Source organism: Planococcus alkaliphilus, assembly GCF_057031095.1.
The window spans coordinates 2747156-2769826 of sequence record NZ_CM168060.1 but is presented as its reverse complement, the minus strand read 5'-3'; the positions used below and the strand labels follow the sequence as shown (position 1 = coordinate 2769826).

The following is a 22671-nucleotide window of genomic DNA, read 5'->3' as shown; positions in this document are numbered from 1 at the left end:
TTTCCTGTTGGAATTTTTTTAAAAAAGTAAGTTGCAATAATTGTTTCGCACATAGGGTCTAATCAGGAACTAGAATAAAGCTTAATAAAATCGCTTCCCAGGGAAAGAAACAATTCCGACAATTCACTACAAATGTATACAAAAGAAAATCCATGCTTGAGAACTGAAGGTTCAAAAGCGTGGATTTTCAATATTTATGCAGAAACTGGAATTGTGGTGAATTGTGTCGCTCCCTGGGAATGAAAAAGCGAGCAAAAAAAAGAGTAAAAGGTAAAAGAAAAGGAACGGGAATGGCAGCACTCGCGTCACAGATCGAATTTTTCTGCATGCGGATCTTCATCGACTTGTTGCCGATAGCTTAAGCAATAGGTACAATACGCTGTATTTGTTCTATCAAATGGCTCCGGCAACAGTTCCTGCAAAAATTTGCGGTCTAAAAACGGCGGAGCGGGTAGCGCATCATCCCAATACAGAGGGAACGAACTGTACGGGTATTGCTCCAGCCGTTCAACCATCGGCCTCTTCGTCTCGATTGGATTGCGGTGGATGTAGCTGCTGACGGTCAGAAGGCCAAGCCGGGAATCGACTTCTTTCGCAAAATAGCGTTTCTGGTAAATTTGTCCGACATGTCCGTACCGTTTCGAATAAGAGATACTGTACCGTTTATTGATCCGCTGCATAATTTTATCCAACGGATCCCGCAGCGGCTTCACCAAAAGATGATAATGATTATTCATGAAACAATAAGCCAGGACCGTAAACGGATAATCCGCATGGACATGCAAAAGCGTCCGCTTCAGCTCAAACATGTCTTCTTTCGTCTTGAAAATCGGCTGCCGGTTATTACCGCGCATAATGACGTGGTAATAGGAATTGGGATTGAACTCGCGCCGAGGCGTCATCTCAACAGCGACTGATGGGCCCGGCGTGCACTGATTTTCCATTTCAGCGCTTCGTCCACTGCTGCATACAGCCACTTAATAGAACCACCTGTGCCAAATTTTAGAACCACTACGGACAAAAAATAGAACCACATAAGACATGAGAGAACCACTCCTATATAATTGGTTTGCGGAATATTCCGTAAATTGATTGTCTAGGAGGTTTTTTATGATCAAATATCGAGAGATTCTCCGGCTGGATGCTCAGGAGGTATCCAAACGGGGAATCGCAGCCAGCTGTAAGTGTTCAAGGAGTACGATTAATGATGTGTTGGAGCAAGCAGAAAAGAAAGGGATTTCCTGGCCTCTACCAGAGGAGTTGGGAGACAGAGAGCTTCAAAAGCTTCTCTTCCCTGAGAAGCATGTGAAAGACGAAAGGCACTTACCTGACATGGACTACGTCCATAAAGAAATGGCGAAAACAGGCGTGACGCTCTCGCTCCTCTGGCACGAATACGTAATCGTCTGCCGGAACGGGAATCAGATTCCCTACAGCTACCGTCAGTTCTGCCGGGAATACACGAAGTTCGTCACCACAACCAAAGCGACCATGCGCATTAAACGAAAACCGGCTGAAACCCTTGAAGTCGATTGGGCCGGCACTTCGATGAGTGTAAGAGATCAAACAACAGGCGAAGTACATGAGGTGTCACTTTTTGCGGCCACCTTGTCCTGCAGTGGCTACTCGTATGTCGAAGGGTTCTATTCAATGAACTCGCTTCATTGGATTACCGGACATATCCATGCATTTGAATTCTTTGGAGGCGTCACACAGACGATTGTGCCCGACAATTTGAAAACGGGAGTTGAAAAGCCTTCTTATAGCGATCCCATGATCAACCGGACGTATCAAGAATTGGCGGAGCATTATCAAACCGTCGTCATCCCGGCACGCGTCAGAAAACCTAAGGACAAGCCCAGTGTCGAAGGAACCGTTGGCACCATCACCACCTGGATTATCGCTTCACTGAGAAATCAAGTGTTCTTTTCACTGCAAGAGCTGAATGAAGCCGTCCGGCTTAAGCTGGAGGAATTCAATGCAAAAGAGTTTCAAAAGAAAAAAGGAAGCCGGCTCACTGCCTTCTTGGAAGAGGAGAAGTTTGCGCTTCTCCCGCTGCCTGCTTCCCGGTACGAAATGGCTCAATGGAAGAAAGCCACTTTACAACCAGATTATCATATTGAGGAAAACAAGATGTATTATTCGGTACCGTATGAATACATCAAGCACGTAGTGGAAATCCGGGTGACCCGAACAATGGTGGAAGTGTTTTTCAACAACTTCCGAATCGCTTCCCACAAGCGATTGTTCGGTAAAGATGGGCAATCGTCGACAGAGTTTGATCATCTGCCAGCCAAGCATCAGCAGTTTCTTACGTTTACACCAGCGCATTTCATTGAATGGGGAGAGTCCGTCGGACCCTTTACGGAAAAAGCAGTCCGCACGATTCTAGCCAATGGCACCAATGAAAAGCAGTCACTCAAGCTGTGCTTAGGGCTCTCCAAACTCGTTGCCCAGTATAGCGAGCGCGAACTTGAAGCGGCTTGCGAAAAGTCACTTACTTTCTCTCCGAGAGTGAGCCTGAATACGGTTAAAACGATTCTCAAAACAGAGCGTGACATCAAAACGACGACATCGTCGCAAAAGAAACCTGTCAGCCTTTCAAAAGAGCATGGATTTGTCAGAGGGGCCGACTACTACGGGAGGAAAGATCAATGACCATTGAATCTACAATCACCAAACTAAATGAAATGCGCCTGAGCGCGATAGCCGAGACGTATTATGACCAAATGAATGATCCTCAATACCGGGAGCTGTCTTTCGAAGATCGCTTCAATTTATTGATCGACAGCGAGTACATCCGCCGGAAGAACAATAAATTGGATCGGCTGATCCGCACAGCGAATTTGCGTATGCCAGACGCTTGCATCGAAGACATCCACTACTTTGAAGACCGCAAGCTGGATCGCACGACCATCTTGCGTTTGGCCAGCTGCAATTATATCGGCGAAAAACAGAACGTCATCCTGAAAGGGGCATCTGGAAACGGAAAATCTTATTTAGCATGCGCGCTTGGCGTCAGTGCTTGCCGAAACGGCTATACGGCCAAATATATGCGTTTGCCGGAATTACTGGATGAACTGGCGCTGGCTCGATTGAATGGGACGTACCAAAAGACCATGAAAGCTTACCGAAAGGTAAACTTATTAATTTTAGACGAGTGGCTGCTTGTTTCCTTGACCGAGCATGAAGCGCGAGATGTACTGGAAATCGTCGAATCGAGATACCAGAATGCCTCCACCATATTCTGTTCGCAGTTTGAACCTAGCGGTTGGTATGAACAAATTGGGGAAGCGACGCTCGCCGATGCCATTCTCGATCGGGTTATCCATAGTTCGCATTCCGTTTTCATTGATGGCAAGATTTCCATGCGTGAAAGACTCGGGATTCAGTCATAAGAATAAGAAGCCGCCCGAGGGCGGTCTTCTTATTCTTATGACTGGTTCTCAGATGTCCGAAGTGGTTCTGGTTTTTGTCCGAGGTGGTTCTATTTTATGGCACGAGTGGTTCTCGAGCTTGTCCTTCTTCAACTGCCGCGTCCGGTACCGTGTCACAATCCAGCACATCAGCAATCGTCCGGGCCAGCCGCAAAATCTTCAGCGTTGCTCGGCTGCTCAAATTCTCCTGAAAACTGGCGGCTTCGATGCGTTCCAGTTGAGTCGCGCTGAACTGGACTTTCTCCTCAAATAACTTAACTGGCACAATGGCGTTCGTGTAATTCGCACCGTAGCGCAGCCGTTGCCGGGCTCGTGCCGTTGTTACGGTTTGCCGCAAGTCAACGGATGTCGCGGCAGTAGTTTGGTCTAAGACGCTTTGGCTTTTCATCGCTAGCACAAAATCGATGCGGTCGATGATCGGCCCCGTGATTTTCTGCATATACTTCAATCGTACTTTGTCGCCGCAGACGCAATAATTCTCCCGGGCACCGTAATAGCCGCAGGGACACGGATTCGTCGCTGCGATTAAATTGATGCTTGCAGGGAACTGGTCAGATCCTTCCACGCGATTGACCACCGCAAAACCGGATTCCAGCGGCTGCCGTAGCGTATCGATGACGCGGCGCGGGAAATGGCCCAGTTCATCGAGAAATAAAACGCCGCGATGCGCAAGCGACATTTCACCCGGTTTCGGATAGCGGCCGCCGCCGATGATCGCCCCTTCAGAAGAAGAGTGGTGCGGCGCGCGGAACGGCGGACGTTCGGACAGAGAGCGCGGCTGCTTCGCCAGCTGGTAGATGCTATAGACCTCGAGCACCTCGTCATGCGTCAAATCCGGCAAAAGCGTATGGAATGCATTCGCCAGCAGGCTTTTGCCGCAGCCCGGAGGTCCGCTCATCAATAGGTGATGGCCGCCAGCTGCCGCCAACAAAAGTGCGCGTTTTGCTTCAACATGTCCACGGATTGCTGAAAAACAGACATGAGGGATCTTCTCGGTTTCTTCGTAAACGGGTTCATTTTCAAGTAAAGACAGGTCATCATCAAAAAGGGAAGGTTTGCCTGCTAAATGGGCAAGTATCGAAGGCATGTCCGGCATGCGGATCAATTCAATATCCGCAGCTTTCGCAAAAAGGGAGATTTCAATAGGTGGAATGTAGATGCGTTTAAAGCCCAACAGAATCGCTTGGTGGATTGTCGGGATCATGCTGTGGAACGTCGTCAGCTGGCCTTTCAGTGTCAATGCGCCGATGAAACAGGTTTTATCCGGAATCTTCACAGGGTGTTTCGCCATTGCCTGCAGAACAGCCAGCAGCATCGCCGCATCATATGACGTGCCTTGTTTGCGGACATCCGCCGGCGACAAATGGATCGTGATTTTCTTCATATCGATATCTTCTTTGAGCGCATGCAGGCAATTCAAAATCCGCTCACGTGACTCCTTGATTGATGCATCCGGCAGACCGATAATAATGCACGACTCCTTATCTTCCCACACCGTCGCCTCAACTTGGATCACTTGTCCGGTAAGTCCGGACATTCCGACACTGTAAATGTAATTGCTTATGGGAATCCCTTCTTTCCTTTTGAACTGGCTTACTTTTTCATTGTAGGTGAAGTGAGAAGAATTGTCTAAATATTCTTTTGTTAAAATCGTGTTGTTCCCAGGGAACGAAAAAAGAAGATATGATATCCTATAGAAAACATAATGTGAAGTGAGGAGAAGTAATGAGGAAACTAAAAGAGAATCCGAATTTCAAACCGTGCGAACCGGTTGTGGGCGATGAAACTTTGGGCGGCTATCCATTCAGGTGGAATATCACACGAGCAGCAAGCTGGATTGAAGAAAATCTCGATCAAGTGGAACTGTCCGTTGTGCAGATCGGACCGCCGGGGCAAGGTGCAGACTCAGCGCATTTGGATGAAGACTTTATTCCGCAGGCGGATCTTTCGAAGCCGGTCATTATGGCTTGGATGCGCCCGGAGTTTTTCCGGTTGATCGACGGCAATCACCGCGTCGCAAAAGCGAGGCGACTCGGCATTAGTGGACTGCCCGCTTATTACCTGACCGAAGAGCAGCACCGTCAGTTCTTCACTTTAGCAGAAGCGGACCGTATCTACGTCGATTATTGGAATGATAAACTGAAGACGATGAAGAAAGACCGTGGAAGCTGGGGAGTCGTTGGGGAATCTAGAGTTTAAGTGGTTCGAGATTCAGAGGGTGAAAGGGGAAACTTGGGATGATGGTATGTGAAAGTTGCCATAAAGCGGAAGTCTCAATCCGGTTTGGAGAGGCGCAGATGTGCCTGGATTGCTATAACGGCGAGATGGCGGAAGAGTTGGCTGTGCAAGCGGAGAGCTACCCGGAAACGGTGTCTATCCGGGACAGCGAAGGGGAGCCCCATGTATTCTATTTGAAGAAGCGTTTGGATCCGGAAGGCATTTTCATGGAAGCAGTAGAGAAGGGAACCGGTCATTGCGCGTTTGAGATCGAGGGCGATTTGCACGGGAACCAAGGCGAGCTGCTGCTGGGATTGCTTGCGAAGATTGAGCGCGGGCTAGCCGAACGATTCATCCTGGGCGAGGAATTAGTGAGCGATCGCTTAGCAGAGACGATCGCCTATGATAAAGACCGGGAAGAGATTCCGCTCGTGGTAGTGGACGGCAAAACGTACAAGTGGGAAGAAATCGGCCAGATGCTTGCGAGGTTTGAAGGGTTTCAGCTGAAGCTGGAAATGGTCGATCCGCTGGATGAGATCCATTGGGAAGAAGACTGATGGGTGTCCTTTTTGGGAAAGAAGCAATTTCAAAGAATTCTAATCATACATAACAATTGCCTAAAATAACGCCCTTCCAGTGAACACAAGATTCACTGGAAGGGCGTTTTACTTTTTATGCAGCAACCGAGATTGGCATGAATTGTGCCTTTGCTTGAAAAAACAAAAAGCTTTTGTATTGCAGATGTATTGTAATTGTCATTACAAATAATTATAATTTAGTATAGGGAAAAGGAGGCGAGTGTCTTGTTAACGAAGACAAAAAAAGCCACTATTCAAGTGCGGATTGATGAAGATGTTAAAAGCCAAGCAGTAGAAGTTTTGAATGATCTCGGAATGGATGCAAGCACTGCCATTAACGTATTCCTGCGTCAAGTGATTGCAGAAAATGGCTTACCTTTCCAGCCGACGAAAGCTCGTTTTAATGAAGTGACATTAAAGGCGATAGAGGAATCAGATGCGCTGGTTAAAAGCGGTTTATCAAATCGCCAAAAATCAGTAGATGATCTTTTCGACGAAGTCCTTGAGGACCTGGAGTAATGCTAATTGCAAATTGGACAAGTCAGTTTAAGAAAGATTTAAAACGATTAAACAAACTCGGTAATGACTTGGAAGAATTAAAAAAAGTCATGAAGATGATTGAAGAAGAAGTTGAGCTGCCGGAAGAAATCTACCGTGCCCATAAACTGCGGCCTACAAAAGATTATAACGACTGTTGGGAGTGTCATATTGGCGGGCGCAATAGCGATTGGCTGTTAGTTTACAAATTTTACTCTTCAGAAGATTTAGTCGTATTCATTCGAACAGGAACACATGCTGATTTGTTTTGAAATGTTCAATTATTTGAAAAACAGTTCCTTTTAAAATTCACTTCCCTTGGAAAGAAACAATGCTCAAGAACGCTAACTATATATGGCAATTATTAAAAGATTCCCTTCCGGTGAACACAAAGTTCAATGGAAGGGAGTTTTCCTTTTCAAGCAGCAGCTGGGATTGTCGTAGGTTACGTAGATTCCTGGAAACAAAAATAGAACATGTTTAACAACTCATATACTGGGAATAGAGAATATACAAGCGAAAGCGCAAAAGAAATTTTAAATAATGGAGGCAGAACAATGAATCATGCAAATCAAGTGAAAGTGATGGAAAGCCGCAACACTGAGGTCATCTTTTTTAAAAGCCAGGAAGAATTCGCAAAAGCCTTAAGAGAAGGCACTGGATCAGCTGAAGAAAATGGTTTTGTAGTCGAATTGACAGAAGAATAATCAAGTGATGCAGCTCCTATAGGGAGCGCTTTTTTATTTTACGGAAAATTTACTTTAGGAAAGAACCGGTTCAAGAGAACATTAACTATACACGTCATTTTTATGAAAAAACTCCCTTCCTGTGGATGCTAGGTTCAAAGGAAGGGAGTTTGAGTTGTGCCGTTCCCTGGGACGAACTTTATAGATCACTCTCTATTCTGGCAGCTAATCCGTCCAGGTCGATCATAGTCAAATGTGAAATCACCCCATCAGGCGTACACAATGCCCAGCCGGTAAAATCATAAGAGCCGCCTTCTCTTCGCGTAGAATATTCTACTTCAGCAGTGAATTCAACCGCGCTGAATTCCTGATCTGTTTCTTCTACCGCCACTTTCTCCACATAAATAGAAACGGGATCCATCCAATAATCAAGATTATGTTGATGAAACTTGAAAACATCCGGAATCTCCCGATTGATGAACTCTACATATCCCTTTTCCGTAAAATAAGACCTGTAGGTTTCCCTGGCATATGCAAAAAATGCATCCACTTCAGGTCCGCTTTCCGTGTAGCCTGGATGGTCCACGCGTCCTTGGTTTTCTTTATCAAACTCTGCCATCATATCGTCAACTTCCTGTTTCATACGGGTCACTTCTCTGTCGGGGCCTGTAAGCTCCGATTCCACAACTTCATTCACAGCTGCTTCACAGCGGTCACTGCCGGATGCCGCTTTCGGCTCTGGCTCCTTCGGGTTGTTTGGGTTGCATGCGCTTACCATGAGACAAAGCATCATAAGTCCAGCCAGTTTCAACAAATGCCTAACTTGCTGACCCATCCTGTTTCCTCCTCCGTTACGTTCTTTCCCCGGTGTATACCCGATATAGAGAATCCATAGTGCGTGTGAAAAAAGAACAGTCTTTAGATTTCATGCAAAAGGTGGAATAATCGCGAATGTTGCCGTTTTATTATGGTGGCTGTTCTAAAATGACTATAGGTACAATTTTGAAAATTCATATTAAATTGACAATATTTTATTTTTCCGATAACGTTAAATAAATCATTGGAGTGATTTAGATTTGTAAAAAACGGAGGGGATGGAGATGGATGCAGAGGTCGGGATTATTGGATTAGGCACCATGGGCAGTATGGCTGCTTGGCAGTTGGCGAAAGAAGGGGTTTCGGTAATCGGCTTTGAACAATTTGGAATCGGCCATGACCGGTCGGCTGCAGGCGGCGAAACGCGCTTGTTCCGCACCGCTTATAAAGAAGGCGCAAAATATATTCCGTTGTTGAAGGATGCTTATCAGATGTGGAAACAGCTCGAAGCGGAATCGGGGAATTCCTTATTTCACGAAACGACCGGATTGATCATTGGCCATCCGCAGTTGGAGACGATGAAAAATGTGTTGAGAAGCATTCAAGCTTTTGACTTGGAACATGAAGTGCTTAGTCCAGACGAAGCGCAAAAGCGATTTCCCCAGCACGTAATCGGTACTGACGAAATCGTCATTGTGGATAAGAAGTCAGGCTTTTTGCGCCCACAATACGCCATTCAGTCTGCAGTTGAAATCGCAGAAAAGTTGGGTGCGAAAATTCATAGCCGTACATATGCGAAAGCGATTTTCCCAGATGGCGAAGGGGTGGTCATTCAAACGGAAGCGAAAGAATACAAAGTGAAAAAGCTGTTGATTACAGCGGGTCCTTGGACCGCCCAGTTCATTCCAGGAATTGAATCCAATCTGGAAGTTCGCCGCTTGGTAAATGCTTGGTTCTTGCCAAGAAACAAAGAGGCATTCACTGAACCCCATTTTCCAGTCTTTACGCGAGAAAGAAATGAAGATACATACTACGGGTTTCCGGCAGTGGACGGAGACATGGTGAAAATCGGTATTTTAAGTACGAAGAAACACAAGATTGAGCATGCGGGTTTATTGGATAAGAATGTCGGGGTGGAAGAGCTCGCGACGCTGCAAGCAATTCTTCGGAATGAAATGCCCGGCTTGTATAATGATCCGTCCCGGACGAGTGCTTATATGGAAGTTTACACAGATGACTACGATCCCATCGTCGGGGAAGTACCAGGGCATCCGAACGTCGTGGTGCTAACCGGATTTTCAGGGCATGGCTTTAAAATGGCGCCAACGATGGGCAAGATTGCGAAAGAGCTGCTGATGACCGGGGCATCCAATTTTGAGATTGGAGATTTTTCGCCTGAACGGTTTCCATCAGGACAGAAAGTAAAAGAAGAGTAACAGAAAGAAGGAAGAGAATTTTAAAAAGGGGAGATTTCGATTGGAGAAAAAACGGGAGATTAGGCAACCGACTTTTGCAGAATCCGTATTTGCATTTCTGCTTATGTTCTTTTTCGTCTTAGTGGGTTATTTGATAATGGGGATGCGCATTGAACTGATGATGGTGGCGGCTGCGGCTGGAGCTGGAGTCATGGCTTGGCGGCTCGGGTATACGTGGAGTGATTTGGAAGGGGCTATTTCACAGCGAATTGTCAGTGCGACGCCAGCCATCCTGATTATTTGGGTGATCGGGATCGTTATTGCCACCTTCATCTTCAGTGGTTCGATTCCGATGATGATTTATTACGGGATCCAATTGGTCAACCCGAAGTACTTGCTGATTTCCGCATTTTTAATGTGCTTGATTTTCTCGGTCGTCACGGGAACATCCTGGGGATCTGCCGGAACGGTCGGTGTGGCTTTTATGAGCATCTCGGAAGGGCTTGGCATTCCACTCCATATTACAGCGGGAGCCGTCATTTCAGGTGCGGTGTTCGGCGATAAGATGTCGCCTCTTTCTGAAACGACCAATCTAGCAGCTGCAACGGCTGGGGCCAATCTTTACGATCACATCAAGTCGATGATGTGGACGACAATCCCGGCAGGCCTCATCACGTTTGTCTTTTTCCTGATTGTCGGCAATGTAATCGGAGCGGGTGGAGGCGAATCTTCGGCGTCCAGTATTCAAATGCTCGACGGGCTCGACAGCATTTTTAATTGGAACCTCCTATTGATTCTTCCGCTCGTCATTATTTTAATCGGGGCCATACTGAAGAAACCGCCTGTACCGACGATGCTGTTGGGAGCGTTATCTGCGGTCATTCTAGGAGTGGTCTTTCAAGGATTTTCACTTCAGAACGGAACCAATGCCGCATTTAGCGGTTTTAATGTCTCGATGATTCCAGGTGCGGCAGAAGGCTCGATTTCGGATGGGGTCATGACGCTGCTGAACCGCGGCGGCATCATGTCGATGGTGAGTGTCGTCATCATCATCTACTGCGGCTATGCTTACACGGCGATCGTCAGTAAAGCAGGATTTTTGGAAACTGCACTCAATCCTCTATATAGCCGGGTGCAGAAGCGCGGTCCGCTTATGGTGACGACCTTGTTCACGGAACTTCTGATTTTATTGGTTTCCGGAACTTCCTATGCAGTCGCCATCCTCATTCCTGAAATGTTCAAGAAAGCTTTCTTGAAAGCAGGGATGCCGCCAAAAGTCTTGTCCCGCAGCATTGAAGATGTCGGTACGATGATGGCACCTTTTATCCCGTGGGGAACATCGGGGGCCTTTTACATTGCGACTCTCGGCGTTGCGCCGTTCGGATCTGGCGGTTACGCTATCTGGACGGTCTTGTCCTACACCACTCCGCTCATCGCGATCATCCTGGCATTCACAGGAGTAGGAATTTACAAGATGACGAAAGAGGAATCGAGCAAAGCGTTGGAGCTGTATAAGCGTTCGGATTCCGTGATTTCTCAACCTGCTGGGGATTCGACTGCTTGATTGTGGGTTACTGAATATCTTTATATTTTATGGGCCTCTTCTTCTCCTTTTTGCATCAAAGGAGGGGAGAGGCTTTTTTTATTCTTTGATGATTTTTATACATGGTTTTTGTATTTTACAAATAAATTGAACTTGTCATGAATAATTTCACAAAAGGAAATTATCTTCCGTTATTGGTTAATACAGGAGGAAAAGATAGAAAAGTAAGGAAAAGAATCCAGATTTTATTAGATTAATAAAATAAAATACTTCGGAAATCGTATTAATTTTCAAAATAATATGGATAATTATTCAGTATAGTTGTATTATTATAAACATTCACAACGAGAAAGGGGCAGACAAGATGAAGAAAAGGCTACATAGTTCATGGTTAATCGGATTGATTCTGGTTTTATTGTTGGCAGCTTGTTCCGGAAATGACGGAGCGAGCGAAACGGAAAGCGGAGGGGAACCTGCGGAAGGCGATAAGCAAGGCGGCACGCTTGTCTACGGACGCGGAGCGGATTCGGTTGGACTCGATCCGATCAATGTGACGGACGGCGAATCGATCCGGGTGACGCATAATGTCTTTGAAACATTGCTTGAGTATGATCAGAATTTGGAATTGCAGCCGAAGCTTGCGACGGAATACGAGTCGAGTGAAGACGGCTTGACGTGGACGTTCCAACTTCGTGAAGGCGTGAAATTCCATGACGGCACGGATTTTAATGCAGATGCAGTGGTGTTCAACTTTGAACGCTGGATGGATCCGGAAAACCCGTACCACCAGGGGGATTTTGCTTACTATCCGTTCTTGTACGGTGGGTTTAAAGGCGATGAGAATCACTTGATCGAGCACGTGAAAGCAAATGGTGATTATGAGCTGGAAATCAAATTGAAGCGCAAAACCGCTCCTTTCTTGAGTTACCTAGCGATTTCGATGTTCGGGATTGCAAGCCCGGCAGCGATTGAGAAATACGGCGAGGCCTTAAACGAAAATCCGGTTGGAACGGGGCCGTTCAAGTTTGAAAACTGGAACCGCAACGATACGATTACCTTAGCGAAAAATGAGGATTACTGGATGGAAGGCAAACCGCATTTGGATAAAGTCATTTACCGCGTCATTCCGGAAAACTCCGCGCGCTTGAATGCTTTGCAGACAGGTGAAATTGATGTGCTGGACGGGATGAATGCAGGGGATACAACGGTTGTCGAAGATGCGGACGGGTTTGAGTTGTTGAAACGTCCAAGTTTCAATATTGGTTATATGGCCTTTAATATGGAGAAAGAACCGTTTGACGATCCATTGGTTCGACAAGCGATTAATATGGCGATTGATAAAGAGGAGATCGTTGAAGCGTTCTATAGCGGACTCGCGGATACGGCGACTAGCCCGTTGCCTCCGTCCCTTTGGAGCTATGACGATTCGTTAGAGAAGTACGATTACAACGTGGAAGAAGCGAAGAAATTATTGAAAGAAGCCGGCCTTGAAAATGGCTTCAAGACGAAATTGTATACGATGAGCAACCCGCGTCCGTATTTGCCGGAGCCGATGAAGATTGCGGAAGCGATTCAAGCGGATCTAGCGGAAGTGGGTATCGAAGCGGAAATCGTGTCGATGGAATGGGCGACGTATCTGGATGATACGAGTGCCGGCAAGCACGACATGGCGCTTTACGGCTGGACAGGCGTTATGGCGGATCCGGACAACTTCCTGTACCCGAACTTGAGCAACACGAATATCAAGAAACCGGCGCAGAACATTGCGTTCTACGACAGCGAAGAGTTTACCGCGTTGATTACCGAAGCGCGCGAAACGATCGACCAGGATAAGCGGACAGAGCTTTATAAACAAGCGCAGCAACTCTTCCAGAAAGACGCGCCGTGGATGATGCTTGCCTATACGACGCCGCCGCTTGCGCAGGCGGATTACGTGGAAGGCTATGAGCCGCATCCGATGAGCAATGATTTACTGATAGATGTGTACTTGACGAACAACTAAGAGCTTGGAGTGGTTTTGTGTATCAATTGTTGAAGGAATTATGCGAACTCGTTGGGCCGAGCGGCTTCGAGCAGGACGTCCAGCGCTACATTTGGAATAAAGTCAAAGATCAAGCGGATTCAGTGGAAGTCGACGCATTAGGCAATGTCATTGCGAAACTCAATGCGACGGATGAAAGTATGCCGTCCGTTTTGCTTGCGGCGCATGCCGATGAAATCGGGTTTATCGTCAAAAAGGTGGAGGCGAACGGCACGCTTCGTTTTGAATTGCTAGGCGGATTCGACCCGCGCATCTTGCATGCGCAGTCGGTGAAGATCAAAGGTGTGGATGGATATGTAGATGGGGTGATCGGGACTTTGTCGACCCATTACATGAAATGGGACGACCCGAAACGGATTGCGAATCACAGGGAACTCTATATTGATATCGGTGCAGCGAATGCCGAAGAAGTGCTGGAAATGGGTGTGCGAGTCGGGCAGCCGATCAGCTATGGCAGTGAATTGAAGCGAGTGGGGCGCAACCGGGTAGTTGGAAAAGCGTTGGATGACCGAGCGGGTTGTGCAACGTTGATCGAATTGATTTCTTTATTGAAGGGAAATCCGGATCGTTTGCACGGAGATGTTTACTGTGTCTTTACTGTACAAGAGGAAGTGGGACTTCGGGGAGCTTCCGTCTTATCGCCGGCCTTCAAACCGGACTTTGCGCTGGCGATCGATACGACGCCGACAAGCGATACGTATGATGTGCTGATGACCGGCACACGGACGCTTGGTGCAGGTCCATGCATCAAAATTGCGGATAAGTCGTTGATCGCCCATCCGCTTGTGACGGGTTTGTTGGAGCGCGTTGCAGAGGAGAAGGCGATTCCGGTTCAAACGGAAATCTTCATGGGCATTGGCACGGATGCAGGAGCGATCCATATGACATCAACTGGCGTTTCATCCGGCGTCATTTCGATTCCGTCCCGCTATACGCATTCGCCAGTGGAGATTGTGGATTTGGATGATTTGGAAAATGGCGTGAAGCTCGCAGCGGAATTTATTTTTCATGCGGGGGAATTGGTTGGGAAGAACTTTTTGGATACGTGAGTAAATGAGAGAGCCGTTTCTGGGATCCGTTTGGGTTCTGGGGTTGGTTTTTTTGTTGTTGGTTGGGGTTGCGGGTAACTCAAGCGATTTAGAGGGAAACTCATGACGAATTCAAAGAAACTCGAGCGACTTTGAGAGCAACTCGCCACAAAAACCAATTGCCCAAAACCGGCTTTCCGCTTCGCGAAAAGCGGAAAAAGCAGTGCAGGTTGATTTGGAGGCAGTAAAGGGTGATTTCGTCAGTAAAAGGGGTGATTTCGCAAGTTAAAAGGGTGAATTCAGTATGAAAGGGGTGAATTCAGCAATTGTAAGAGGGATTCAAAGCGAAGTGAGACATACATCTCGTTTAATTTTGAGCAATCTAAGAATAAGAAGAATTAGACAAGTGCAAGAAGAAAAGCAGGTAGTGTAAGAAGAAATCAAATTAGTGTAAGAAGAAATCGGCTTAGTGCAGGAAGAAAAGAAATAGTGTCGATAGAAATTAAGTTTATGTCGAAAGAAGCTTATACACATGAATCGGAAAATTGATTTTAATCATATACTTCAATTTTCCAAGAACTAAAGATAACTATTCTTTGTAAAAATCGTTAAACAAAAAAGTCATTCCTACCGATATTTCTTATGAATAGTAGGAGGGATATTATGGAATTGGATTTTAGTCCGATGCAGCCATTCGTGGATGAATTGTTGATGAATCTTTTATTGATCGTGGGCATGCCTTTAATTGCGGCTGTCATATTAAGATACATTTTAGTGAAGTTAAAGCTGCCTATTTATTTCGCAGGCGTTTTATCATCTCTTGCATTTTTATTTTTGGCTTATAAAATTTTTATGACCATTGCGGCATAATAAAACGGTTCGGCATTTCTATTTAATAGAGATGCTGAACCGTTTTATTTATAGAAGAATTTCTGGAAAAATGTTGAGATTTTGATGACAAGCTGATTGGATGAATTTATTCAAAAAAGCGGTATTTGTGAAAATAGGGTAGAAAAATAGATTGGAAAAGCGAGCTTTTTTACGTGATCTCGTATGTATTTTCGAACACTAAAGAGAGCAGAAAATAAAATAGTTCAAATAGAAAAAATAGTTTTACAATAGTTCAAGATGACTATATACTTATCTCAGAAATAGGAAAAGATAGGAAGCGATGAGAGTTAAATTCCGTCGCTTCCTTGTATTTCCAGTGAGGGGTGAAAAATGAGAAAGAGCAGAAAAACAATAAGAAACCTCCGGGTGTGAAAGTCTGAGCGGACCATCACCCGGAGGCTGTTAGCTGGAGTATACCAACTACCTGTTAGTATACTCCTTTTTTATTGGATTGATAAAGGGTTTAATTCAAAAGGGGGAAATTTAGAGATGAGAATGAATAAAAATTATGCAATCACGCCCGACACGCTGATGATTGTGCCGCATTATAATAATGGAGATTTGCATTCGTTGGTGTGCGGGAAGGATGGTTACCTCGAGGCGGATAAAAGCCCTTATCAATTAATCGATACGAATTTTCTCTACCGGGGGACGAGCCTGCGTGGTGCGATGGAAGGTGCGCACGATATTCTTGGGAAAATCAGCATGTATCCGATCATCTTGGACTATGAAAAAGAAATTATCCTGCTTCCCTGCAAATCGCCGGCGCGGAAAGACTGCATCTGGTTTTCACTGAGCCATATCCATGCGACGGACAATTTACAGGACAAACATACATTGGTGACGCTGAGCAACGGCAGCACGATTGACATTGACATCAGCAAAGAGATTTTCGATAAAAAGATGCGGAAGGCGTATGAGCTTCAGTTCAAAATGGCTGTGAGGCGAAAGCTTGAAGAACTCGACGAATTGGCATCGGAAACACCGTATCATTTGTTCAAGATGGTGAACGGTGTGAATTACGAAGAGCGGACGATGACGAACTTGTCTTTTACGGCGAAGCTGGATTATAAAAAGCCGGCTGCGAAGAAATGAAACGGAATACCCTTTAATGTGCTTACCCTCCTCGAAATCGGGTAATAGACGACCATACAATTTTTAGGAGGGATCAGCATGAATGGAAAAACTTCAGCTCTTGCAAGCAGCCAAAAGGGTCTATTCAAGAAGCTATCCTTAAAGAAATTAGAAGATCAGGTTATCGTTATTACGGGGGCCTCAAGCGGTATCGGGCTCGTGACGGCGCGAATGGCCGCAGCTAAAGGCGCAAAAGTCGTCGTTGTTGCACGGAACGAAGAAGCGCTGAGGCAATTGACAGACGAGCTGACGGGTGAAGGGCATTCGGCAGTTTGGGTGAAGGCAGATGTCGGCAAGGAAGAAGACGTCAACCGGATTGCAGAAACGGCGATTCGGGAATTTGGGCGTTTTGATACGTGGGTCAACAATGCCGGCGTGTCAATTTTCGGAAAAGCGATGGATGTCACGATTGGCGACATGAAACGGGATTTCGATACGAATTTTTGGGGTGTCGTTTACGGTTCAAAAGCGGCCGTCAATCATTTCAAGGAACGCGGCGAACCAGGTGCCTTGATCAATATCGGGACGGTTTACGACGACCGGGACGTTGTACTGCAATCAACATATTCGGCAAGCAAGTTCGCAGTGCACGGCTTTACAGAAAATTTGCGGATGGAGCTCGAGAAGGAAAAAGCGCCGGTTTCCGTTACGCTCGTTCGTCCAGGACGGATCGATACGCTTTAAATGAACACGCACGCAGCTATCTTGAAAAGCAGCCAGCCCATATCGGCATGATGTACGCACCGGAAGCGGTAGCGGATGCCATTCTTTTTGCGGCAGCGCATCCGAAACGTGATATGTTCGTCGGTTTCCAGGCGAAGTTCGGCGCATTCGTTGGAAATGTCGCACCGCGCTTCATGGATAAATTCATGGAGCTGACAATGTTCCGCACCCAGCAATCGGAACGTCCGTCGCGATCGGTTGAAGACAACGCCTTGTACGAAGCGGGCTACGGCATGCATGAAAGAGGCACGAATACCGGCTGGGTCCGCTCGAAAAGTTTGTATGCGACAGCTGAAAAGCATCCGGTGATTGCGGCAGCGGTCCTCGCCGGGGCTGGATCGATGATTTGAAATGCGGCTTTTAAGAAGCGGTATTGAAGGGGAATCTTTGTTTATTGGTTTACAAGCAAATAAGAAATCTTAAAGTCCATTTCCGGAGAAGAGAATTCTCTGGAAATGGATTTTTTATATAAATTGGAAGGTAGGTATTATTTGGATATAATTAACAATTATTCTGAATCTAAAAAAGAAACTTACTTCTTCATTTTACTGGTAGTAATATTTAATTGATTAACTATATATACTACTTTTTATATTCTGATAAAATTATATAAATATAGAGGAGGGGTTCCGATGATCATGGAAGAAGCCTTACGGATTGGGGAGCTAGCGAAAGGGGTTTTGATTGCTGGGAAAGCTGGAGGGTCCAGAGAAATAAGGTCGATTGAAGTGATGGAAGTGCCGGAAGTGGTTTCTTGGATTAATGAAGGGATTCTGGTGATGACTGCTTTTTACTCGATCAGTGAAAATCCGGACAAGCAGGTAGAGGTGCTTCGAACATTAATTGACAAGAAAGCAGCGGGAATTGTCATCAAAATAGGGAGATTCGTGAATGAATTGCCGGAAGAAATGATTCGGCTAGCTGATGAATCTTCGTTTCCGATTATTGCTTTGCCTAAAAATGTGTCTTATATCAATGTATTAACGCCATTATATGAGCGGCTGTACGAAGAAAAGAAAACGAAAATCGACCAGTCGGTCAACCCGTTCAGTGAGTTTGATGATACTGATTTTCCTACGGTAAAGAAAGCACTTAACTTTTTAGAGAAGCTGACAGACTCACCCGTATATATCGAAGACATGGAAGGAAAGTTATTATATATATCCAATGGATTCCAGCCAGATAAATGGCGTAATTCAGTGTTATTGTTTTCTGAGCCTCGCTATGAACAGTACCCTAAAGTACTGGAACAATGGCGAATTGAATTTCAGACGAAGAAAATTATTGAATTCAAAATGGAGGGGCAGCGAAGCCGTTATATAATTCCGTTGGTTTCAAAAAACAATGTCTTTGGAACCCTCCATTTATTGCACAAGGGACAGACTGCCTTTGAGGCATTAACTTCCCATCACATCGCTCAAGTGGGCGTAAGCATGGCTGAACTGATACTGAAAGAACAGTTGAATTTTCAAAAAGATCGGATGCAGGATTTAGAAGCTTTAGAGAAGTTTACGAATGGAGAAAACAGCATCCAGCCAGATGAACGGGCGTTGGTGCTTTGCTTTAGGGGCCGGACAATGGATGCCAGCAATTACCCGGTGATGTCGCTGCTGGATTATTCCTGCCTGTGCCGGCACTGGCTTCAATTCTGCAGCAGAAAAGCGGAGAATGCCTCGACTCTCATTTTTGAAAAATATCAGCAGTATTATGCATTAATCGTCTGTAAAGAAGAACACTACCAAAAAATCATCCAGCAATGGATTGAAATTGCAGTGAAGAGCAACGAAGCATTTCCAGATAACGGCTTTCGACTTGCTATCAGCCAGCCGTTTAACCATTCAAAGAAATTTAACGGCAATCTCCGTTCAGCTGTTAAAACCATGGAAATTGGATTGAAAATCCAGCCGAAAGAACTCGTTTATTCGCAAGACAAACTAGGCGTGTACGAAATACTTTTTCAATTGAATGAGGAACCTCAAGTGAGGAATTATATTGAATCGGTTCTTGGAGAAATCAGCCAGGCCGATAATGAATTGTTTATTTCCTTGAAGACATATTTAGAGGAAAACGGAAACGTATCACGCACGGCGGAAAAACTATTTATCCATAGGCGAACGATGACCTATCGCCTCCAAAAAATTCAGGAACTGCTGATGATGGATTTAGATAATGCAGAACATCGGTTTATTTTACAGTTTTGCATCAAATTGAAAGAGTTAAATTAAAGGCGGATGACTCCGCCTTTTTGATTTGGTGAAAAAGTGAGCAATGGATAGGTGAATAGTTTTCCTAGTTATTGCATATAAATAAGTAGTTTAACTATTTATAATTTTTCAAAAGGGGTGAAATCATGTTAGGGATTATACGTGTACTAACAACAGATAATGAAGAGGTCTTGCAAGAACATGGGAAAAAAATCGAAGAAAAATCCGTCGCCAAGACGGTGACCCACTGTATCAGAAGTCAGCCGAATGGCATTTTTGACGATGCTTCTGAACGGGAAGCGATACCGAAAATAGTAGAGCTTGCGAAGGAAATGAGCAGAAAGTATAAATTGGATGCCATTACCATAAGCTGTGCTGCCGACCCGGCGTTAGAGGAAACAAGAGCCCAAATCGATTTGCCGATACTTGGAGCGGGGGTCAGCGGTGCCCATGCAGCTGCAATGGTCGGCAGTAAAGTGGGGATCGTCGGCATCACAGATGAACCGCCGAGCAGGATGAAAGAAGAGCTTGGCCAGCGGTTTTTCAAGCATCGATTTTCATCAGAATTGCGGAAAACCACTGATTTATTTAATGACGGAGCGAAAGAAGAGTTATTGCGTGTTGTAAAAAGTTTAATAGATGAAGGTGCAGATGTTATTTTATTCGCTTGTACGGGATTTTCGACCATTCGCTTAAAGGATTATTTGACTCTGCATATCAAAATCCCGGTTATCGATTTAGTTGAAGCGCAGGCTATCGCCTATCAATTGATAGGCAAGGAGGATTCTAAATGAAAAAAACCTTTGATTTGCCATTTATCTTATTTTCAATTGTGATTGCCGCTTTCGGGGCCATCATCGGGATGCAGTTGATTACTTCGCTTGGGATTACGCCGAATACTTCGATCATTGGAGCATTAATTGCGATGATGATTGCTCGAATTCCAATGCAGATGTTTTATAAATATCGTTCACTGGAAAACCAGAACTTGGTTCAGACGACCATTTCAGCAGCGACGTTCGGTGCGGCAAATAGTTTACTGATACCGATTGGACTGCCTTATGTCATGGGAATGCCGGAACTAATGGTTCCGATGCTAATCGGTGCAGGAATTGCCTTATTCATTGATGTATTCATTCTTTACAAAGTTTTCGATTCGAAATTATTCGGTTCAAATGAGCCTTGGCCGCCTGGAATCGCGACAGCCGAAGCTTTGAAAGCCGGAGATGAAGGCGGAACAAAAGCAAAGTACTTGGGTCTCGGGATTCTAGGGGGAATGATTGGTTCTCATTTCGGGATTGCGATGTCCGCTTTCGGAGTAGCTTTTATCGGAAACATTTGGGCGTTGGCGATGTTCGGCATCGGGTTATTGCTGAGAGGCTATTCTGTGCAATTATTTGGAATCGATTTGAACGAATTGTATATTCCCCATGGCATGATGATTGGCGCTGGAATTGTTGCCCTTTTGCAGTTCGTCATGACGTTGGTGCGGTCAAACAAAGAAAAAGTGAAACAGCATGTCGAAGGAGACCATGTCTATACACGTTCTGAAGCAGATGCCAAAAGAGGTTTCGGCATCGGTTTTGTGCTTTATCTTGGCGGTGCCGCTTTGGTGGCGGTCCTGGGCGGCATCGTAGCGGATATGCCGTTATGGCAAACGCTTTTGTTTGTCCTATTCGCAGCATTCGCAGCGCTTATCAGTGAAATCATCGTCGGAATTGCGGCAATGCATTCAGGCTGGTTCCCGGCCTTTGCCGTGACTTTGATCGCTTTGCTGATCGGAATGATGTTAGGCTTCCCGCCAGTGGCTTTAGCATTGTTAACAGGATTTACAGCAGCCACAGGTCCAGCATTTGCTGATTTAGGCTATGACTTTAAATCCGGTGTCATCATCCGTAAAGGTGCTGACATCGCCGCCGAGCTGCACGGCCGACGCCAGCAATTGAAAAGTTCCCTGATCGGTTTTGCCGTCGCAGTAGCAATGGTCAGCATCTTTGCCCAATCATTTTTCGAGCAGGATCTTGTGCCGCCGGTCGACCGTGTATATGCGGCAACTATTGAAGTGGGGTTGACGGGTGATGTCGGCATGCTATTGCTCCTATGGGCTATTCCAGGTGCCATCATTCAATTAATTGGTGGACCGAAAAGGCAATTGGGAATCATGTTATCAACGGGTCTATTAATTGTCAATCCGATTGCCGGTTGGGCAGTAATAATCGGAATTCTTATCCGCATTACGATTTTGAAAGTCAAAGGGCCGGAAGCGGAAAATGCGATGTATACAACAGCAGCAGGATTTATCGCTGGAGATGCTATTTACAGCTTCTTTACATCGATTTGGAAAGCAAGATAAGGGGGAGAAGAAATGGCAGCCAGAATTTTAACGATTGAAGATGCAGTAAACGCGGTGTACGGAGGATGTATCCTTGGCGGTGGAGGTGGAGGCTGGATCAAAGACGGCCTTGAAAAAGCGGAACTGATTTTTGAATCGGGCTCTCCACGCTTAGTATCAGTAGAAGAGCTGAATGATGATGATTTCATCGCGTGCGTTTCTCTTGTCGGTGCACCTTCCGCTAAAGAGCAGTTTGTGAGTGCTGAGCAAATGGTGGATACGGTGCTCCGTATGCAAAAGGAATTCCCTAAACCATTAAAAGCCTTGATGACAAATGAAAATGGTGCGGCAACAACGATTAACGGATGGCTGCAAGCTGCCATGACTGGATTGCCTTTTCTGGATGCGCCATGCAATGGGCGCGCTCATCCAACAGGTTCGATGGGATCGTTGAACTTATCGGAACTGGAAGGTTATGAATCGATCCAAACCTTTTCAGGTGGTGCCGGAGCGAAAAAAGTGGAAGGGGTCGTTACAGCTTCCCTTGATTTATCATCGAGTGCTATCCGCTCGCTATCCGTTCAAGCGGGTGGAATGGTTGGTGTATGTCGCAATCCGGTTGATGTTGCTTACATTAAAGAAAATGCCGCCATTGGCGGGATTACACAAGCTATTGAATTAGGAGCCGCATTCTTGGGAGCTCCTGAAGGGCCGGAGCGAATTGAAACGGCAGCTTCCTATTTGAAAGGACGCATCATCCATTCGGGCAAAGTAAGTAAATTTGAACTGAAAGCAATTAACGGTTTTGATGTCGGTTTTGTCCAAATTGATGATTTAGAACTGACCTTCTGGAATGAATATATGACCGTTGAAATGAATGGTGAACGCAGAGGGACTTTCCCGGATTTGATCATGACGTTTAATGCGGATACGGGAATGCCGATCGTCAGTGCAGAAATTGAAGATAATATGAATATCGCTGTAATCTCAGTGCCTAAGGAAAATTTGAAGTTAAGCTCTACAATGTTCAACTTAAAATTATTGAAAGCAATCGAACCGATCGTCGAAAAGAAAATCATCTAAGGGAGT

20 protein-coding genes and 1 pseudogene are annotated in these 22671 nt (G+C 45.6%); 18 read left to right on the top strand and 3 right to left on the bottom strand.

What is annotated here, in order from left to right; translation table 11 throughout:
* Positions 1 to 305 precede the first annotated feature (305 nt).
* The gene (locus tag AC2EXB_RS14635) at positions 306 to 977 is read right to left on the bottom strand and encodes a transposase (protein ID WP_483602126.1); all 672 of its coding nucleotides are present in this window, start codon (positions 975 to 977) and stop codon (positions 306 to 308) included.
* 133 nt (positions 978 to 1110) lie between these two features.
* On the opposite strand from AC2EXB_RS14635, the gene istA reads away from it, so the two are divergent.
* Both istA and istB read left to right on the top strand, forming a co-directional pair.
* Complete coding sequence (istA, locus tag AC2EXB_RS14630; protein ID WP_483602125.1) at positions 1111 to 2658, top strand: IS21 family transposase; 1548 nt, start codon at positions 1111 to 1113, stop codon at positions 2656 to 2658.
* Entirely contained in the window at positions 2655 to 3398 is a 744-nt protein-coding gene (gene istB / locus AC2EXB_RS14625) for an IS21-like element helper ATPase IstB (RefSeq protein ID WP_483602124.1), read from the top strand. Before istA ends, istB begins: the two co-directional genes overlap by 4 nt.
* 94 nt (positions 3399 to 3492) lie before the next feature.
* On the opposite strand, the gene AC2EXB_RS14620 is transcribed toward istB, so the two are convergent.
* Positions 3493 to 4989, bottom strand: a complete 1497-nt coding sequence (locus AC2EXB_RS14620) for a YifB family Mg chelatase-like AAA ATPase (protein ID WP_483604758.1) — start codon at positions 4987 to 4989, stop codon at positions 3493 to 3495.
* 173 nt (positions 4990 to 5162) lie between these two features.
* Here AC2EXB_RS14620 and AC2EXB_RS14615 point away from each other — a divergent pair, with 173 nt between their 5' ends.
* From AC2EXB_RS14615 to AC2EXB_RS14595, 5 genes are all read left to right on the top strand, one after another.
* Positions 5163 to 5636: a ParB N-terminal domain-containing protein gene (locus AC2EXB_RS14615; RefSeq protein WP_251475451.1), complete on the top strand. Its 474-nt coding sequence runs from the start codon at positions 5163 to 5165 to the stop codon at positions 5634 to 5636.
* Between the two features lie 38 nt (positions 5637 to 5674).
* Positions 5675 to 6211 carry a DUF7713 domain-containing protein gene (locus tag AC2EXB_RS14610; protein ID WP_483602123.1) on the top strand — a complete coding sequence of 179 codons (537 nt, stop codon included), beginning with the start codon at positions 5675 to 5677 and terminating at the stop codon, positions 6209 to 6211.
* A 246-nt stretch (positions 6212 to 6457) separates the two neighbouring features.
* Complete coding sequence (locus AC2EXB_RS14605; RefSeq protein ID WP_251475447.1) at positions 6458 to 6751, top strand: type II toxin-antitoxin system RelB/DinJ family antitoxin; 294 nt, start codon at positions 6458 to 6460, stop codon at positions 6749 to 6751.
* A complete protein-coding gene (locus AC2EXB_RS14600; RefSeq protein ID WP_483602122.1) occupies positions 6751 to 7041 on the top strand; it encodes a type II toxin-antitoxin system RelE/ParE family toxin in 291 nt (96 codons plus the stop codon). Before AC2EXB_RS14605 ends, AC2EXB_RS14600 begins: the two co-directional genes overlap by 1 nt.
* 285 nt (positions 7042 to 7326) lie before the next feature.
* Positions 7327 to 7476, top strand: coding sequence for a hypothetical protein (locus AC2EXB_RS14595; RefSeq protein ID WP_483602121.1), 150 nt, complete (start codon positions 7327 to 7329; stop codon positions 7474 to 7476).
* Positions 7477 to 7654: 178 nt separating this feature from the next.
* Here the strand turns inward: AC2EXB_RS14595 and AC2EXB_RS14590 are convergent, their stop codons facing one another.
* Positions 7655 to 8290 carry a hypothetical protein gene (locus tag AC2EXB_RS14590; protein ID WP_483602120.1) on the bottom strand — a complete coding sequence of 212 codons (636 nt, stop codon included), beginning with the start codon at positions 8288 to 8290 and terminating at the stop codon, positions 7655 to 7657.
* Between the two features lie 265 nt (positions 8291 to 8555).
* On the opposite strand from AC2EXB_RS14590, the gene solA reads away from it, so the two are divergent.
* From solA to AC2EXB_RS14535, 11 genes and pseudogenes are all read left to right on the top strand, one after another.
* The gene (solA, locus tag AC2EXB_RS14585; protein WP_483602119.1) at positions 8556 to 9707 is read left to right on the top strand and encodes an N-methyl-L-tryptophan oxidase; all 1152 of its coding nucleotides are present in this window, start codon (positions 8556 to 8558) and stop codon (positions 9705 to 9707) included.
* Positions 9708 to 9747: 40 nt separating this feature from the next.
* Complete coding sequence (nhaC, locus tag AC2EXB_RS14580; RefSeq protein ID WP_483602118.1) at positions 9748 to 11250, top strand: Na+/H+ antiporter NhaC; 1503 nt, start codon at positions 9748 to 9750, stop codon at positions 11248 to 11250.
* Between the two features lie 343 nt (positions 11251 to 11593).
* A complete protein-coding gene (locus AC2EXB_RS14575; RefSeq protein WP_483602117.1) occupies positions 11594 to 13231 on the top strand; it encodes an ABC transporter substrate-binding protein in 1638 nt (545 codons plus the stop codon).
* Between the two features lie 17 nt (positions 13232 to 13248).
* Positions 13249 to 14319: a M42 family metallopeptidase gene (locus tag AC2EXB_RS14570; RefSeq protein ID WP_483602116.1), complete on the top strand. Its 1071-nt coding sequence runs from the start codon at positions 13249 to 13251 to the stop codon at positions 14317 to 14319.
* A gap of 642 nt (positions 14320 to 14961) precedes the next feature.
* Positions 14962 to 15168 (top strand): hypothetical protein, encoded by a 207-nt coding sequence (locus tag AC2EXB_RS14565; protein ID WP_483602115.1) that lies wholly within the window; start codon positions 14962 to 14964, stop codon positions 15166 to 15168.
* Positions 15169 to 15678: 510 nt separating this feature from the next.
* Positions 15679 to 16284: a competence protein ComK gene (locus tag AC2EXB_RS14560; protein ID WP_483602114.1), complete on the top strand. Its 606-nt coding sequence runs from the start codon at positions 15679 to 15681 to the stop codon at positions 16282 to 16284.
* 78 nt (positions 16285 to 16362) lie between these two features.
* Positions 16363 to 17396, top strand: a pseudogene (locus AC2EXB_RS14555) (SDR family oxidoreductase).
* 282 nt (positions 17397 to 17678) lie between these two features.
* Complete coding sequence (locus tag AC2EXB_RS14550; protein ID WP_483602113.1) at positions 17679 to 19271, top strand: PucR family transcriptional regulator; 1593 nt, start codon at positions 17679 to 17681, stop codon at positions 19269 to 19271.
* A 125-nt stretch (positions 19272 to 19396) separates the two neighbouring features.
* Positions 19397 to 20044, top strand: a complete 648-nt coding sequence (locus tag AC2EXB_RS14545) for an aspartate/glutamate racemase family protein (RefSeq protein WP_483602112.1) — start codon at positions 19397 to 19399, stop codon at positions 20042 to 20044.
* A complete protein-coding gene (locus tag AC2EXB_RS14540; RefSeq protein ID WP_483602111.1) occupies positions 20041 to 21603 on the top strand; it encodes an OPT/YSL family transporter in 1563 nt (520 codons plus the stop codon). The genes AC2EXB_RS14545 and AC2EXB_RS14540 overlap by 4 nt, the downstream gene beginning before the upstream one ends.
* Positions 21604 to 21615: 12 nt before the next feature.
* Positions 21616 to 22665, top strand: a complete 1050-nt coding sequence (locus tag AC2EXB_RS14535) for a DUF917 domain-containing protein (RefSeq protein ID WP_483602110.1) — start codon at positions 21616 to 21618, stop codon at positions 22663 to 22665.
* Positions 22666 to 22671: the final 6 nt, after the last annotated feature.

Excerpts from the sequence above, each read along its gene's own strand:
- istA (WP_483602125.1), top strand. The coding sequence starts at position 1,111 with ATGATCAAATATCGAGAGATTCTCCGGCTGGATGCTCAGGAGGTATCC.
- istB (WP_483602124.1), top strand. The coding sequence starts at position 2,655 with ATGACCATTGAATCTACAATCACCAAACTAAATGAAATGCGCCTGAGC.
- AC2EXB_RS14615 (WP_251475451.1), top strand. The coding sequence starts at position 5,163 with ATGAGGAAACTAAAAGAGAATCCGAATTTCAAACCGTGCGAACCGGTT.
- AC2EXB_RS14610 (WP_483602123.1), top strand. The coding sequence starts at position 5,675 with ATGATGGTATGTGAAAGTTGCCATAAAGCGGAAGTCTCAATCCGGTTT.
- AC2EXB_RS14600 (WP_483602122.1), top strand. The coding sequence starts at position 6,751 with ATGCTAATTGCAAATTGGACAAGTCAGTTTAAGAAAGATTTAAAACGA.
- AC2EXB_RS14595 (WP_483602121.1), top strand. The coding sequence starts at position 7,327 with ATGAATCATGCAAATCAAGTGAAAGTGATGGAAAGCCGCAACACTGAG.
- AC2EXB_RS14590 (WP_483602120.1), bottom strand. The coding sequence starts at position 8,290 with ATGGGTCAGCAAGTTAGGCATTTGTTGAAACTGGCTGGACTTATGATG.
- solA (WP_483602119.1), top strand. The coding sequence starts at position 8,556 with ATGGATGCAGAGGTCGGGATTATTGGATTAGGCACCATGGGCAGTATG.
- AC2EXB_RS14575 (WP_483602117.1), top strand. The coding sequence starts at position 11,594 with ATGAAGAAAAGGCTACATAGTTCATGGTTAATCGGATTGATTCTGGTT.
- AC2EXB_RS14565 (WP_483602115.1), top strand. The coding sequence starts at position 14,962 with ATGGAATTGGATTTTAGTCCGATGCAGCCATTCGTGGATGAATTGTTG.
- AC2EXB_RS14560 (WP_483602114.1), top strand. The coding sequence starts at position 15,679 with ATGAGAATGAATAAAAATTATGCAATCACGCCCGACACGCTGATGATT.
- AC2EXB_RS14550 (WP_483602113.1), top strand. The coding sequence starts at position 17,679 with ATGATCATGGAAGAAGCCTTACGGATTGGGGAGCTAGCGAAAGGGGTT.
- AC2EXB_RS14545 (WP_483602112.1), top strand. The coding sequence starts at position 19,397 with ATGTTAGGGATTATACGTGTACTAACAACAGATAATGAAGAGGTCTTG.
- AC2EXB_RS14540 (WP_483602111.1), top strand. The coding sequence starts at position 20,041 with ATGAAAAAAACCTTTGATTTGCCATTTATCTTATTTTCAATTGTGATT.
- AC2EXB_RS14535 (WP_483602110.1), top strand. The coding sequence starts at position 21,616 with ATGGCAGCCAGAATTTTAACGATTGAAGATGCAGTAAACGCGGTGTAC.